Source organism: Collinsella sp. TF12-2AT, from assembly GCF_003436735.1.
Classification (GTDB): Bacteria; Actinomycetota; Coriobacteriia; order Coriobacteriales; family Coriobacteriaceae; genus Collinsella.
Window position 1 is genome coordinate 115623 of the sequence record NZ_QSQK01000003.1, and the last position, 15558, is coordinate 131180.

Sequence of the window (15558 nt, forward strand, 5' to 3'; positions counted from 1 at the left end):
GGGCCGTTTTCGCAGGCAGGGCCGTATGACGCATCAGAACCCGTCGGGCGCGGCGGATACCTTGCGCTTCCTGCCGCCGGACGGCGACCCCTTGGGCTTTTTCGGCTTCTCCGGGATGCGCCACACCGGTGCCGGGGAGGTGTTCCGGACCTCCCCCTCGAGCGCCCGCGCGAGCAGCGCGCCCTCGGCCTCCGGCGACGTCATGCCGAGCAGCGGTCCCAGGAACGTCTCGGTGATGTCGCGGCTGGCGAGTGCCATCGGGCCCTCCGCGTCGATCACGAGCGCGCCGTTCTCGCGCGCGCTCCAGGCCATGAGCTCTGACGGGGTGATCAGCGGCCGGCGCGCCACGGAGAACGACTTGCCGGACGAGGAGCTCTGCGTCCCCTTGGTGGAGCTCTGCCCGGTCGTCTTGACGCTGTAGTCGCCGAGACGCTTGCTGATCTCCTCCGCCTCGCCGACGGACTCCACCGAGAGGACGACCTGGGTGCCGAGCAGCGCCAGCAGCGCGTCCGACTCCGCCCTGGAGTAACCGCATCGCGCCTCGAGCAGATGGGTGTTCTGGAGCACGAAGACGACGTGCAGCCCGATGCTGCGGACCTCCGCGAGGTCGCCGAGGAGGCGGGGGATCTTGGGGATCCCGGACCCCTCGTCGATGGCGAGCAGGGTCTCCGCTGGCAGCCTGCCGCCGGACAGGCGCGCGATCTCGCGCAGTGCCGACAGCGCCTGGGAGAAGATGCACGAGACGAGCGCGCCGCGGTCGCCGCGGTCCGTCGCGCTGGCGATGTAGAGGATGGTGGGCTTGCGCCCGACCGATGCGAGGTCGACCTCGCCGTCCCAGAGCATGCGGCTGACGTCGTCGTCGCAGAAGGACATGAGGTAGTTGCGCGCGGTGGAGACGAGGGCCTCGCCCCCGCCGCCGTTCGACGAGGCGACGAGGAGGAACTGGCGCGCCGGGTTTCCCGCCGGCAGGTCCGCGGCGAGCTCCTCCAGCGACTTTACCGCGCTCTTCCCGTCGCGGGGCTCCAGGAGCGCGAGCACGGTCGATAGGTTCCGGGCGCTGTCAGGGATCCGCCCGTCCGTTATCGCGAGCAGGCAGAGGCCGGTTAGCAGGTTGCGGCTGGCGTCCGTGAAGAACCTCTGGCCGGAGGAGAAGGCGTCGGGCACGATGGCCGCCGACAGCTCGCGGAGCTCGGCCACAGCACCTGCGACGCCCTCGGTCCCGAGTGCCGCGATGGCGCGGTCGAGGGGGTTGAACCTCGCCGACTTGACGGGCTCGTCGAGCCGGATGGCGGCGACCTCCATCCCGGCCCTCCTGGCGAGCGGCTCGGTCCATGCGCGGATTTCGGACTTCGGGTCATGGACGATGACGGACGTTGGGATCCCGTGGGCGTTGCGGTCGATCGCCGCGACGATCGAGGGTGCCGTCGCGCGTCTGCTTTTGCCGGCGCCACTGCCCGCCCTTATGAGGCAGTGGACGGCGGGGACCATCGCGATCCCGCCGCCGATGCAGCCGGCCGCCACGAGCCCCTCCGCGGCGGCCTTCCCGTCCCAGGGAGGGCAGCGCCTCGCGACCCTGGAGGGCCTCGACTCGAGCCAAGCGTCCCCGTGCGTGCGCGTGGGCGCGCGGTCGCCGGCGAACGTCCCGTCGTGGAGCCTCGCCCATGAACGGCCCCAAGAAACTAATCCGAGCGCGAGGACGGAGGCCGCGACGAGGGCGAGCGCCGCGAGCAGCTCGCCCGCCTGGCCCGACGCCGCCGCATCGGCGGCCGCCTCGAGGGGGCCGCGGAAGACGTAGTCGGGCTCGGGCCCCGGGTCGGCCGTGGGCAGTCGCAGCAGGACGGAGAGGCCCGAGATGAGGGATAGAGTCCACCACCTGGCGTAGTCCCAGGCGCCGGCGGTCGCGGTGCAGGCGATGGTGGCGGCGACGCCGTGGGCCGCGAGCGTGCCGGCGAGTTCCTTTTTCATGTCGCGGTTGAAGGATTTTGGTTTCATCTCGTAATCGTCCTCTCTATCCTGTTTGTAATCTTCAGCGCGGTGACGTTCGTCGGCCCGGTGCCGCCGGAGACGAGGATCCTCAAGGTCGCGGCGATGAGCCGCAGCGCCCTCTCGCCGGCCTCGTCTCCCATGTCGCGTCCTCTGGCGTCCCGTGTGGCTTCCCTGGCGACCAGGGTCGCCATCGCGGCGGCGCGCCCTAGGGCGGTGCCTGCCGACGGGGCGCGCCTGAATACCCGGTCCGCCGTGGGACACCCCCTGAGGTTTGCCGGCTCGAGGGTCCGGCCGCGCGCGGCCTTTCGCGTGATCCTTTCGAGGCGCGTCTTCGGGATGCAGGCCCGGGCCTCGGTGACGAGTCCGGCTTCCCGCCGTCTCTCCGTCGCGGGGCCGGTTTGGGGCGCGGCGCGTCGTGTCGGCACCTCCTCGCGAGCCGGCGTTCTGTCTGGGACTATGACCCGAAGCGCCGCGTTCTCGCACAGGAGGCCGAGGTCGGCAGCTGCCTTGCGGACGTAGACATCCCGCGCCTCACCGGTCAGGCACTTGAGGTCGGCGCACCTCTCGACCGCCTTCCTGTGGCGCTCCAGTGCGCCGGCGAGTGCGGGGGAGTCGGACGCCGCCCGGCCGAGGGCCTCCCTCAACGCGGCGGAGGCCTCCGGGTGGAAACGCCTGAGGTGGGCGGCCTCGATCCTTCCGTCCGGCGGCAGCTCGATATCGAAACGGTTCCGGTCGATGCGGGCGACGGCGTCCAGCGCGGTCTCCCTCGCGAGGTCGCGCTCGATGTAGGCCTCCCGCAGCAGCGGCGCCATGGCCTTTGAGGAGATTTCGAGCCGCGCCGTCTCCATCTTCCCCCTGGGCAGCAGGGAGTCCCAGTCGCCCTCGCGGTCGACCGTGAGGATGTGGACGTGGTGGCTCGTGCCGTTGATGTGCATCGCCGCGTAGAACTCCACGCGGCTCTCGGGCACGCCGGTCATCTCGGAGAAGAGCCTCGGCCACTCGGAGCGCACCAGGGCCTGCCAGGCGTCCAGGCGGTCGAGGCCGGCTCCGGGGGCGATGTCGTTCGGGACCGTGACGACGGTGGTGAGCACCGCGCCGCCGTTTTGGGCGATGGCGCGCCTGGCCTTCGTCACGGGGACCGGGCCGTCCGCGCCCCAGAGGCCGCCGGTCGAGCCGGTCCTGTTCGCGGCGTAGGCGGCCAGGCCGTCCACGCCGAGCCTCCTGCCGTCCGCCTCGCTGACCTCGATGACGACGCCGCGGCGGGTGCCGGCGTATGCCGCCAGACCCGCGGCGGCCGCCCTTGCTGACGCCCCCGCGCGGACGACGGAGTGGTTGACGATGACGGGCGGGCTAGCCATCGGCGCGCTCGCGCGCGTGGAGCTTCACCTCGCCGATGCGGCCGAGGCCGGCACGGCTGAGCTCGCCGGCCTGCGCGAGGTAGTTCTTCCAGATGTCCGCGACGGGGACGTCGTCGAGCGAGGCGTAGGAGGCCTTGAGGACGTCGGCCGACATGAGGCCCGCCATGATGGCGGCGGTCATGGGGCGCGAGAGGACCGCGGCGATGCGGTCCTCGGTGGCGTCGAGCTTGCGCTCGATGTCGAGTGCGGCGACGTCCATCCGCGCGTCGACGACGCCGCGGATGAAGCTTGCGACCTCGTTGCCGTAGAGGTCGAGCTCCTCCGCGGCGAGTGCCGAGCGCAGGAGCGAGCGGATCTCGTCGCTGACGCTGGAGTTGTCGAGCTCCGCCCGCGTCTTGAGGGCGGTGTAGAGCTTGTGGTCGATTTTTACGCTGACATTTCTCGTTGTCATTTTTCCTTCTCCGTTAAAGAAAAGGCCGCCGCCTGTGTAGGCGGCGGCGCGTGGCGGATTAGTCGTCAATGTTTTCGATAGTCTGGTAGGTGAAGGTGTTGTTTGGGATAATTTTGAGGAAGCGGGCCGGGATTGCGGCGAAGATCCCGAGTTCCTGCCCCATGTCTTCAAGGCGACGCATATAACGATCGCAGAAGGTGTCATGCGCCTCACCGTAGCCGTCGACGATATAGGAACGTGCCGCGACCTTGATGAGTTCATCGTCGGGGATGCCGTAGAGCTCGTCAATGTCAGCGAGATACTCGATGGGGTCAAGCGGGCGTTCGGTCTGGCTAAAGACGATATAGGCCTGCGGAAGCCCATCGATTTTGTTCTTGAAGCGCAGAACCCAAGCGCTCTTTGCGGTCGCGATAGAGTCGAGGTTGAGGAAACGGGGGTCGTCGGCGGCACGGTAGGTGTAACGGCGGTTAGCGATATCGAAAACAAGAGGAAGGCCGTAGCCCTTCTGGACGATCTTGTTGCTGCTCTTGATGGTGCTCATGTGATACTCCTTGGGGTTGAGCGGGGCGCATTTGCGCCCCGCAGATTGCTATTCGGTGGCGGCGAAATGGTGGTACGCAGGCCAGTACGTCAGGTCGACGCGGCCGCCCGCGGCGCCGTTGCGGTTCTTTTTGATGTCGACATGGAGATCGCGGCTGCCGTTCTCGGCATCCTCGCGGTCGGTCATGATCGAGAGGATGATGTCCGCGTCGAACTCGAGCTTGGCGGTGCCACGGAAGCTGCCATCTTTGCCGGTGATGGCGACGGCGATGACGGGGGTGCGCTCGTGATGCGCCATCTGTGCGAGGCCGAAGGACACGCGGTCGAGGATATCCGTCGTCGAGAATGCCGGTGTGGACACGGTAACGAGCTGGGCGTAGTCGACAATCACCGCCGGCGGGATGCCATCGCGGATGGCGATGGCGTGCACTGCCTCGGTGAGGCACTCGATGCTGTGGCCGCGCACGTCGTCCATCGTGAGATCGTCAACGATGATGAGGTTGTCTGAGATGGCGCGGACGGCCGCGACAGTGTCATCGACGACCTCACGCTTGCTCTCGTCGGCGAAGTCGGCCTCGGTGAGCGGTGTGCCACCGGGGATGAGACATGACGCGGCAGGAAGGATGCGACGGACGCAGGCCGCGCGGGCGATCTCGTAGCTGGCGATCACCACGTGACGGTGACGCGCCATGGAGAGGCCCATGTTCAAGATCAGGTCCGTCTTGCCGCCGCCGGCGACGCCGGTGAGGAGCACGAGCTCCTCACCGAGTCCGTTGAGCTCGGCGCTGAGCGGAGCGGGCTCGAAGGTAACGCGGCCGTCGGTACCAATGAAGACGGCATCGAGGCAGTCGAGCAGGGGACGGATGCCGCCGCGGAAGGCCGGGGGCACGGCGGGGGGATGGTTGGGGCTAGGCATCGTGGCTCTCCTTGTCGTTAATCGAGTTGACGTAAGCGATGAAGCTGGGCGCGTACACGCGGATATGGCGCATGGCCTTGATGCACGCGCCGGAGGCGTGCATCAACTTGTAAGCCGTAGGGCGGCTGACGCCCAGCTCCGCCATGACGCGATCGGTCGACCAATAAAGCGGGCCGTCACGATGGGCGACTTGATTGACCATGGCAGCTCCCTTCTATTCGTGGGTATAAGTGCTGTGCTCGAGCTGACTGTAGTTTCCCGTGATTGCTTCAGCGAAAAGAGGGGGTAACTCCGCGGACAACGTGATTGGATTATCTTTATGCAGCTAGATGGGACGACTGGACAATTTAAGGGTGACTTTGATGTCCGCGTCGAAGGCAGTCTTGCTGACGGATGCCTTGTGTTCGGCTTCCGTTCGACCGATTTGGATGCGCCGATATGGGCGAAGGGGGCGAGGCCGCTTAAAGATGCGGACGATTGGGATAAGTCGACAGGGATGTCTCAGCATAAGATTGCCGAAAGGGGAAGGCTTACTGTCGACGATGCGGATTGTTTCGTCGCCCTCGCGGACCTAGTCGACAACAAGCATAAAGAGAGGTATCCCGAGAGTGCCGATTGGCCGCCATATCTCTTGGCGGGGCCCGACGACGGCATGCGGATGATTCGCCATAAAGACGGGCAGTACTGTTTGCGCGACGACGGAAGCCTGCTACGGCTCGCGAAGCGCGTGGGGCCGCTCTTTGGGCTATATGGCGATCAAGTCGGTTATGTCGATGGAGATGTGGTCAGGGAGCCCATCGCGGAATGGGTTGCCGCTGCCGGCTTTGCTCTGTTCGCGAGCAGGCTTGTCGCGTTCCTCAAGGATGGGCGCGATGCGGTTCCTCTTCTTGACGATCTTCATTTCTCCGAAGCGATTGCATCCAAAGCCGACGGAAGCCAGTTTTCGATGTGGACGTGTTCTCATTTAATCGATGACGGGCTCACCCCTGCATATGCTGAACTCCTGGAACGCGCCTCGCAGGAATCCTTCTGGCTCGAGTCTGGCCATATCGCTACCACAGACATGGGGGCGCAAGTTGCCGTTCACGGGAGTGCCGTCATCGACCAAACCGATGGCGTTTCGCGTCTGATCGGGCTTAATGGGGCGGGCTCGTATATTACCTGCGAGTTGAAAACAGGGGACGGCATCACCAGGCTTAAAACCCAGATGGCAGCTGACTTTATTGACCCGAGGTTCGAAGCTGCGCCGTTCACGGATATCACGCCGCGTTTCATGATGGAAGACGAAAGGCTGGCCGAGATCGCAACGGCGCTGCTTCGCGGGATTCTCGATAGCACTATCGGCTGTCATGGCACTCATGCCGTGATGACGAGGTTGGTCGACAAGTGTGCTGCCGTGACCTATAACTCTACTCTGGAAAGGTTGTGGGCGGGGTTTGCCTCCCACCTTTCCCATGGAACAATCCGCATCTGTCCTTATTGCGGGCGTGCCTTCATTCCGGAGCCTAGCAATATGAAGTACTGCAAGCTCGATCCCGTGAAGGAGTGCAAGGTACGCAAAGACGAGGACGACAAGAACAGGAAGCGGAAGGCTCGCTCTCTGGTGGCTGAGGCGGTTAAGACCAACTGCAACGTTGGCGATATCGTTCGGGCGCGCGATTTAATTTACAAACAGCCCCTCGAGGGCATGTTTGAAATATCGGAGATCGATCGTGCGCTTGCATATCTCGCAGAAAGCAAGCGGAGTAATAACCTAAAAGCGATCAAGGGCGACGGATATCTCGTATGCTAATGCATGCTTACCCGTTCAGCAGGCGGCCGATGGTGTTACCGGCCTCGCGGGAACGCTCCTCGAAGGCATGGGCGTAGATGTTGAGCGTGGTCGAGGCAGACTTGTGGCCAAGCTGGGTCTGAACGGTCTTGACGTCCAGGCCCTCGGCAACGAGAAGGCTAGCGACGGTGTGCCGAAGCTCATGGACCGTTAGGCCCTGATAACCCTTTCCCCGCGTGAAGGTTCTCCCACCATAGGTTTTGGTGACGACGTCCTTCGTATATTCGCCCCATCCGTTGTCGACGCAGAAGTTGCGGAAGAACTTGTCAAAACCGTCGGGGTCAATCCTCTGCCCGTATTTTCCGTTAACGACCGGCATGAGGCTGTCCAGAGCCAAAGGCTCCATGGAATGCTTCAGGCGAAGGCCGTTGATATGCTCCAGGTTGAGGCGTTGGCTGTTTTTCCAGACAGCAAGAATTCGTGCCAGGGTATCGTCCATGCAGACGCGTCGGCCCGCTGAGCTCATTTTGGGATTACGAAGGACTTTGTCCTTTGCGTACTGGTTATAAAACGTAATGGTATTGCTGGCGAAATCAATATCACCCCAGCTTAGCCCCAGCATCTCTCCGCGACGGCAGCCCGTTCCGAGGATGATGAGGATCCCGACGTATTTTGCGTCCCCCTCTGTCTCAATTTTGCGTAGGATGGCCTTTCTGAACCGTCGGGCCTCAGAGAGGGTGAGGCTATTTCTTTTGTTCTCCTGAGGCGGTTTTGGAAAATCGACCATATCGGCGGGATTGCTGGGGATTTCCCCATCTCGGTATGCCTGTTTAAGCACCTGTCTTAGTTTGACATGGACCTTGTAGAGGCCGTTTTCTGAAAGGGGCCTTTCGTCTCCGCACCCTTCCGTCCATACTGCACGCCTTGCACGTTCTGCCGAATATGCATTGCGGATCCTCGAAGGAGTTAGGGATGTGAGTGCTACGCCACGGAATAGCCTTTCGATCTTTTTGATTTCCAAGGCCTCCCGGTCGTAGGCGAGGGGTGAGTTCAACTTATGTTGGGCGTGGAACTTGCTCGAATAGCTTGCGACTGTATTTTTCGACCCAGCTGCCTGCCCGCTTTCGTATTCGACCCGGTAACGGGCAAGTTCCTTTTTGGCATCCGATTTAAGCCCGTGTATGGTTCGCTTGGGTGCACGCTTATATTTTCCACTGGCATCCTTTTCCGGAAGGTTAAAGGTGATGAGCCAGGTGTTGGGTTTGCGACCCTTTTCGATGGCCATAGGGCGTCTCCTGCTGACGGGGTTGATACGATACTCCCTGCCCGTGCCTTTAAAGGCACGGGCAGGGAGTATCGTATCCCGAATTGTGAAAGAAATTCACCCACAAGTGAAATTCTGCGGGTGAATTGCGGGTGAAACTTTTTGTAAATCAAAATAAAGCACAAGCAAAAATAACTAGCTACCTGCTATTTTCTTTTCTATAATTAGAATTCATTTACTATGATTAACAATAATTACTCCGGGCTCATAACCCGGAGGTCGTAGGTTCAAATCCTGCCCCCGCGACCAAGAACTTGCAGCTCGTCGGCCTAGCCGGCGAGCTTTTTTGTTATCTGAGGACCGTGTTTTCGGTCCAATTCTCGGCCTCTCAAACAAAATCTCGATCTGTAACAGCTAGACCCGATTTGGGCGGCTAGGTGTTACAGATTGAGATGTTGAGTCCCCGCCTGGACGGTTTGTCTAAATCTGTAACACGAGGGGCGGTTTTTGCCGAGTTGTTGTTATAGATTGAGATTTTCTGGCAGGCGGGTTTGGTTTGTCTCGATCTGTAACAGTTAGGGCTGATTTTGGTCTGCAAATGTTGCAGATCGAGACATTTCGCCGGGACGCCTCCCGTTATACCGAGGGAGTGGACCGCGTATCCAATCTGACGCACACCAGCAAGGTGTGAACCGGGGAACTTGTACTAGGGAACCAGGGGCTACTGCTGACCGAGTTTCATTCCGGAAACGGGTCAAAAATGTCCGGAAAGAGGCTGGAATGTCCGGAATTGAGGGGTTGCCCCTGCACTCGAGATGACGTGGCGCAGCTGTCGGTGCGGGATCGGGGCGAGGCCGCCGCTTCGTCCGCGGCTCCCCTTCCGGTACCCCTCGGCCCAGTCCTCAGCGCCAATCAAAATCTCAATCTGCAGCACCTGGGCCCGATTTGGGTGGCTAACTGTTACAGATTAAGGCACGCCGACGGGCATGGCTTCATGTTCGGCTTGGATTTGCCGCGGCAGGGGCGAAATCCGACGCGACAGCAAGCGGCGCGAGACCCAGTGATGGCGGTTTTGGTAAAGCGGGGACAGCAAGGTTGATCGGCGCTGATGTCCATTGCGTGCGCTAATAGGGGGGGCTAATAAATCAACTGAATCTCCCGTTCAACTTCATTGAATTGTAGAAAACTAAAAAGTGGCTAGTGGTATTAAATAGCGATTACCAGTGGTTTTGATAATTAATACCAATTGGTATGTAAAAAAAGATGAGACGAATAACGAATGCCATTGGGGGGGGGGAATCTACCATTCGCCGATTTAGCTGGCCCGCTACAAACCGTGTTAAACAGCTTCTTTATCATGAATGAGATTAATCATACTGCGTCGGTAGGTTGCGCCCGAGAACTATGGGGCGTCGCACGGATAAAATGAAAGGGAAGCACATGCTCAAAAAACGCTATCTTGTGGCTGCCGTGTTTGCAGTGGCGGGCTTTCTGGGGTTGTCGGCCCCGCCCGCCGCTCTTGCGGCCGGCTATGGCAACGTGGTGGTGAATGAATCGAACGGCAACGTGACCATTGGCAACAATGCGATTTCGAGAACGTTCAGCACCGCTGCCGGTAAGCTCAAGACTGTCGAAATCAACAACAAGCTCGCCTCTACCACTCTCGTTCCCGGGTCGGGGTCCGAGGAATTTGTTATTCAATCGCTTGCCGAGGCCACGCGACTTGAGCCGGCCGGTGCTCTCACGAGCGTCAGGCCCACGGCCGTGACAGTTACGGGCTCCTCCGTTGACACGAGCGAGGCCGCTTTGGCGTCGAAGGCCATCGATGAGGATGCTGGCACTTATTGGGCGTCTTCTGCGGAGGCCGCAGGAACAGCAAACCTCATTGTGGATTTTGGCGGTACTAAGACCATTGCAAGCGTTAGCTATACGCCGCGCCATCATGAATCGGTGGGCTATAACTGCACGGGTCGCGTTAAGACTTACAAGCTCGAGTACCAGATGGCCGATGGCACATGGGCGACGCTCGTAGAGAACGGCACCATGAACGACACGGGCACCACGGTCATTAAGTTCGCTGCCGTGCAGGGTAAGGCGGTCCGCCTGACCGGTCTCACGACCTATCATTGGCAGCCCTCCAACGAGAACAAGTACATGAACGTGGCGGAGCTCGATGTGCTTGACGCCTCGGACAACTCCGTCGTGCACGGATCTAAGGGCTGGACCGTGACGGGCACGTCCGTTGCCACCAACGAGGGCGGCGGTTACGAAGCGCTGGTCGATGGCGACTTCACCACCTACTATCACTCTCGCTACGGCGCGGGTGAGGGCGATACGAAGAAGCTGCCTGTCGATTTGACGATTGACCGCGGTGAGGGAGCGAAGAGTTCCTTCCAGACGGTTGGCTACGCGGGCCGCAATGTCAAGGGTGCCAACGGCACCTTTAAGAAGTTCGCGGTGTATGTCTCGGATAGCAAGGACGGCTTGTTCGATGATTCGAACAAGAAAGGGACGTTCTCGGTCGACTTGAGCTCTTCCTATAACGACGACGGAACCTGCAAGATGACCTACTTTGGGCTCGATAAGGTTCAGACCGGCCGTTATGTAGGCATCCGGGTGCTCGAGGCTTGGGGAGGCAGTTTTGCTTCTGGTGCCGAGCTCGATTTGTATCAAGAGAAGTTCGACACGTTCGAGAACGCTTCGGGCAAACCGCAACTCAAGACGAGCAATCTTGAGTTGGACGGACCGGTGCAGGTTAGCGATACCACCGCGACGATTAACGACGTCGAGAAATCTGGCAAGATGTTGACGTTCACCTTCAAGCCGGTGCAGTTTGGTAACGGTCTTGCGACGGTGACTGAGAAGGTCGTCATGTACGATGACGATCACTTTATGCGTAAGTTCCTTGAGGTCAATTCCGGGGATAAGGACATCCGTTTCAACTACATCGATGGCGAACACCTCAACGTCAAGGATGCGAGCTACACCTGGACTATCCCCACGGGTAAAGGTGGGGTTGTCGAGATGACCGAGGCGCGCGCCAACCTGGGCCAGCCCATTTATGTCAACGGCTTATTCTTGGGTTCGGAGTTCCCTGAAACCGACACTCAGATTGTCGATGACTTGGGCCGTATGCGCTATTGGACTGGCAAGAATTTCACCGATTTTGAGCGCGATGGGCAGCTCACCTCGGACGGCAAGTACGTTTCGTGGCAGACTGTTGTGGGTGCCACCCACTCCGACGGCTCGAACAACGACGTGGTTCGTACCGACTTCTACAGCTATATCAAGGGCATCTCAAAGCCGAGCGAGTTCCGCATTCAGTACAACTCTTGGTTCGACAATATGATGCTCATCGACGAGAATAACATTCTCGATTCGTTCAAGGCGGTGGACAAGAACCTTTCCTCCACGGGCGTTCGTCCGCTCGACTCCTATGTCGTTGACGACGGCTGGAACAACTACAACAACACCGAGGCGTCGGTTGACCCGGGCCGTTCTGGCACGGGTAAAAACACCGACGGGTTTTGGACGTTTAACTCTAAGTTCCCCAATAAGCTCACGACGTCTTCATCGCTTGTGGAGAAACTCGGATCGAACTTCGGCGTCTGGGTTGGCCCGCGCGGCGGTTACAACTTCTACGGTCAACTTGCAGATATTATTTCCAAGGCGGGTAACGGTTCGGCCGCTGGTGGCTCGATTGATGTTGCTGACCAGCGCTACGTTGACAATTTCCAGAATCTTGCCTTGCAGTGGATGGCTGATTACGGCGTCAACTACTGGAAATGGGATGGCTATGCTGACAACGCGCAGTACAACGCATTCTCTCAGGGCGAGGGCGTTGTAGGCTACGACGAGAATCACCATCACATGTACGGTGGGCCGAACGGTTTCTATCACGCTACCGACTTGTGGGAAAAGTGGATTGTCCTGTTTGAGAACGTGTGGGACAAGGCAGACGATCTTGGTATTGATAACCTGTGGGTCTCTCTTACCTGCTATGTGAACCCGAGTCCTTGGTTCTTGCAATGGTCCAACTCGGTGTGGATCCAGTGCACGCATGACCGCGGCGAGGTTTCCAACTCCACGCTTAACAACAAGATGGACAACATGCTGAGCTATCGAGACGGAGCCTACTATGACTTCGTCAAGAACCACGATTTCCAGTTCCCGCTGTCCAACCTCTACAACCACGACCCGATTTACGGCAAAGAGGGTACGGGCATCAGTGCCAACTCCATGAACGGCGCCCAGTTCCGCAACTATCTGTACATGATGGCAACGCGCGGTACGTCGTTCTGGGAGCTCTATTACTCCGACAGCCTGTTAGATGACGAGAAATATCTGGTGAACGCCGACTTCCTCGAGTGGGCCGAAACGAACTTCGACAAGCTTCAGAACGCTAAGATGATTGGCGGCGTCCCTGCTTCGGGCGTTAAGCTCGGCGGTATCAGCGGCGCGGGAACGCAGGATGCCTACGGTTTTGCCTGCTTCAACAGCAAGGGCGACGAGGGCATCATTTCGATGCGCAACCCATCGGCTAGCGAGAAGACCATTACCTTCAAGCTCGATGCCGGTGTGGGTGCCTCGCATGCTGGCACCTTTAAGCGCTCGATCGTTGAATCCTACACCTCGGACGGAAGCGCGCTCGGTGCTTCGAAGGACAGCTATGCTCAGGGTGATACGGTTGCCGTGGCGCTTAAGCCCGGCGAGACCCAGATTTGGAATCTGAGCCAGAAGGGCGATACCGAGGCTCCAAAGCTTGACACCATGTATGTTAAGGGCGTAAAGAGCCTTCGCGTTCAGGCAAGCAAGCACGTGACCAATGCACAGTTCACCGTAACGGTCGACGGCAAACAGGTTGAGTGCGAGAACGTCGAGGCATCCGCCGACATGCGCACGTTCGACATCAAGCTGAAAAACGGTGTGAAGAACGGCAGCAAGATCGAGGTCGCGGCTGCTCAGGGCCAGGATGCTTGTGGCAACAGCCTTGAGGGAAGTGTCTCGGGTATTTATCACAAGGATGGGGTCATTGCCTCTGCTGCCACCTCAGCTGGTGGCGAGCTCTCGGATGCCGAGAATAGCGTTGAAGGCAAGAACGGTTTCACCGTTGCCACAAACGTTTCTGATGCTGCAGCTTCGACGGCGCTCCTTTCTCAGGGCGATGAATGGAAGCTCGGTATCGACAACGACGGCAAGGCATACTTTACCGTTAACGGTACGACCGCTACCTCCGATGTGACGGTCGCGGGCGGTAGTGTTACAGTCGCGGGCGTCCGTGAGAATAACGGCATGCTTAAGATCTACGTTGATGGTGAGCTTGCCGGCAGCGCCTACCTGGGTGAAAATAACGCCGACCACGCTGTGAGCACTGGTGCGATCACGGCAGGCGGCGGCGCGAAGCAGTCTTCGCTTGCCGTCTATGATCATGCTCTTGGTTACGACGAGGTTCCCACTTCTGCACTGGCGGAGTTGATCGAGACCGTTGAGGCGAAGAAGGACCAGGTAAGCGATGCGTCCTGGGCAAACGCCGATATGGATAACCTGATCGATCAGGCGAAGGCGGCGCTGAAGGGTGACGCTGCTGCCAAAAAGACCGCATACGACAACCTTTACGCGGGTTACCTCAAGCTTGTTCCTGCAAACAAAACCGTGAACCTTGCCCTGGGCAAGGTGCCGACGGCTGCTTGGGTCGACGGTGACACCACGACTCCGGTGACGAATTCCGACGCTTCTCGTGCCCTGACCGTTGCGACTGATGGCAACAATGCGGACACTAACGGCTATTGTATCTTTGGCAACGATGGTAAGGAAGCGGGCTCGTACATGCAGGTCGACCTCGGCTCCGATTACGAGATTACCGGCGTGAACCTGTGGCGCTATTGGGCGGACTCGCGCACCTATAAGGCGACTGCGCTCGTGGTTGCAAGCAAGTCTGATTTCTCGGACGCTCAGGTGCTCTACTATTCGGGCGATAGCGATGTGTTTGGCCTGGGCGAGGATCCGAAGGACAGCCTGTATGCCGAGACAGCTGAGGGCAAGCAGCTCTTCGACGCCTCCGGTTCTACGGCAGCGACGACAGCACGCTATGTGCGTCTGTATGCCTCCGGTGTCAAGGGCACGGGCGTCTCGAAGGAAAACCATGTGGTCGAGCTTCAGGTTTTCGGAGTCACCAAGCAAAACGATCCGTATGGCCTGAACGGTGAGAACGGACTGCTCTCTCTGATCGCTCGCGCAGAGACCGCTCAGAAGAATGCCGATTCGTATGAGTCGGTGGAGGGTCTTACCGATCCCTTGAAGCGCGCACATGACGTCATCGACCGTATCAATGCCGGGCAGGATGTGACGTACGGCGAGGTCAAGGATGCCGCCGAGGCTCTCAAGGCAGCGCTTGACGCTCTGGTTGTCAAGGCCCCTGCAAAGAAGGTTACCGTGACGTTTGATGACGGCTGCGGGAACAAGTCTACGGTCGAGCTTAACGAGGGCGGCAAGTTGGCCAAGCCTGCTGACCCCACGCGAGAAGGTTATGACTTCGCTGGGTGGTGCACTGACAAGGACGGCGAGCATACGTTTGACTTCGACTCTGCAGTGAATGCCGACATTACGCTCTACGCCAAGTGGAATAAGCAGCAGTCCGGCGGCTCCGGCTCCGGTAGCGAGGGCGGCTCCGGCTCCGGTGGCGCTTCTACAGACAAGGACAGCACGGGTTCCCAGAACAAGGGTGACAAGAAGGGCACCAAGGCCGATCTTCCCGGTACGGGTGACAGCTCCATGTTCTTCGCGGGTCTTGCCTTTTGCCTTGGTGCGGCGGTCATCGCGGCTTCTCGTCTGCTTAAGCGCAGAAGCGAGCGTTAAGCGTCAACAATAAGCTCTGGAAGGGACTTGTGCTAGCGAACGGGCGCGGTACGTGGGTACCGTGCCCGTTTTTGGCACGTTTTGGGCGCTAACTGTTACAGATTTAGATCTTTCGGCAGGCTAGATTGGTTTGTCTCGATCTGTAACAGTAAAGGGGCAAAAGTCGGTCTAGATGTTACAGATCTAGATTGTTAGGGATGGGTTGAGAGAAATGTCTCAATCTGTAACATCTAGGGTCGTTTTTGGTCTGTAGTTGTTACAGATCGAGATTTTCCGACGGAACGCTTCCGTTTGTCTTGATCTGTAACAGGTAGACCCCGGTTTTGCTGAGTAACTGTTACAGATTGAGACAAACCGACGGGCCACCCCACCCCATCCACCTGCCGCCACCTGATATTCGCCGATTTCCGTCGTGCC

Annotated in this window: 9 protein-coding genes; 2 read left to right on the forward strand and 7 right to left on the reverse strand. The window is 59.7% G+C overall.

What is annotated here, in order from left to right; genetic code table 11:
• Positions 1-33 precede the first annotated feature (33 nt).
• Genes DXD24_RS03620 through DXD24_RS03650 form a run of 6 tightly spaced genes read right to left on the reverse strand, consistent with a single transcriptional unit; the run spans position 34 to position 5453 of the window.
• A complete protein-coding gene (locus DXD24_RS03620; RefSeq protein ID WP_158550137.1) occupies positions 34-1992 on the reverse strand; it encodes a type IV secretory system conjugative DNA transfer family protein in 1959 nt (652 codons plus the stop codon).
• Entirely contained in the window at positions 1989-3344 is a 1356-nt protein-coding gene (locus DXD24_RS03630; RefSeq protein ID WP_117646176.1) for a hypothetical protein, read from the reverse strand. The genes DXD24_RS03620 and DXD24_RS03630 overlap by 4 nt, the downstream gene beginning before the upstream one ends.
• Entirely contained in the window at positions 3337-3795 is a 459-nt protein-coding gene (locus DXD24_RS03635) for a hypothetical protein (protein WP_117646177.1), read from the reverse strand. Before DXD24_RS03635 ends, DXD24_RS03630 begins: the two co-directional genes overlap by 8 nt.
• Positions 3796-3853: 58 nt before the next feature.
• The gene (locus DXD24_RS03640; RefSeq protein ID WP_117646178.1) at positions 3854-4336 is read right to left on the reverse strand and encodes a hypothetical protein; all 483 of its coding nucleotides are present in this window, start codon (positions 4334-4336) and stop codon (positions 3854-3856) included.
• A gap of 48 nt (positions 4337-4384) precedes the next feature.
• Positions 4385-5251 carry a DnaB-like helicase C-terminal domain-containing protein gene (locus DXD24_RS03645; protein WP_117646179.1) on the reverse strand — a complete coding sequence of 289 codons (867 nt, stop codon included), beginning with the start codon at positions 5249-5251 and terminating at the stop codon, positions 4385-4387.
• Positions 5244-5453: a hypothetical protein gene (locus DXD24_RS03650; protein WP_117646180.1), complete on the reverse strand. Its 210-nt coding sequence runs from the start codon at positions 5451-5453 to the stop codon at positions 5244-5246. The genes DXD24_RS03645 and DXD24_RS03650 overlap by 8 nt, the downstream gene beginning before the upstream one ends.
• Before the next feature lie 117 nt (positions 5454-5570).
• Between DXD24_RS03650 and DXD24_RS03655 the strand changes: the two genes are divergently transcribed.
• A complete protein-coding gene (locus DXD24_RS03655; protein WP_117646181.1) occupies positions 5571-7043 on the forward strand; it encodes a hypothetical protein in 1473 nt (490 codons plus the stop codon).
• 7 nt (positions 7044-7050) lie between these two features.
• Here DXD24_RS03655 and DXD24_RS03660 read toward each other — a convergent pair whose 3' ends face one another.
• Positions 7051-8307 carry a site-specific integrase gene (locus DXD24_RS03660; protein ID WP_117646182.1) on the reverse strand — a complete coding sequence of 419 codons (1257 nt, stop codon included), beginning with the start codon at positions 8305-8307 and terminating at the stop codon, positions 7051-7053.
• 1419 nt (positions 8308-9726) lie between these two features.
• Between DXD24_RS03660 and DXD24_RS03665 the strand changes: the two genes are divergently transcribed.
• Positions 9727-15141, forward strand: a complete 5415-nt coding sequence (locus tag DXD24_RS03665) for a discoidin domain-containing protein (RefSeq protein ID WP_158550139.1) — start codon at positions 9727-9729, stop codon at positions 15139-15141.
• Positions 15142-15558 lie beyond the last annotated feature (417 nt).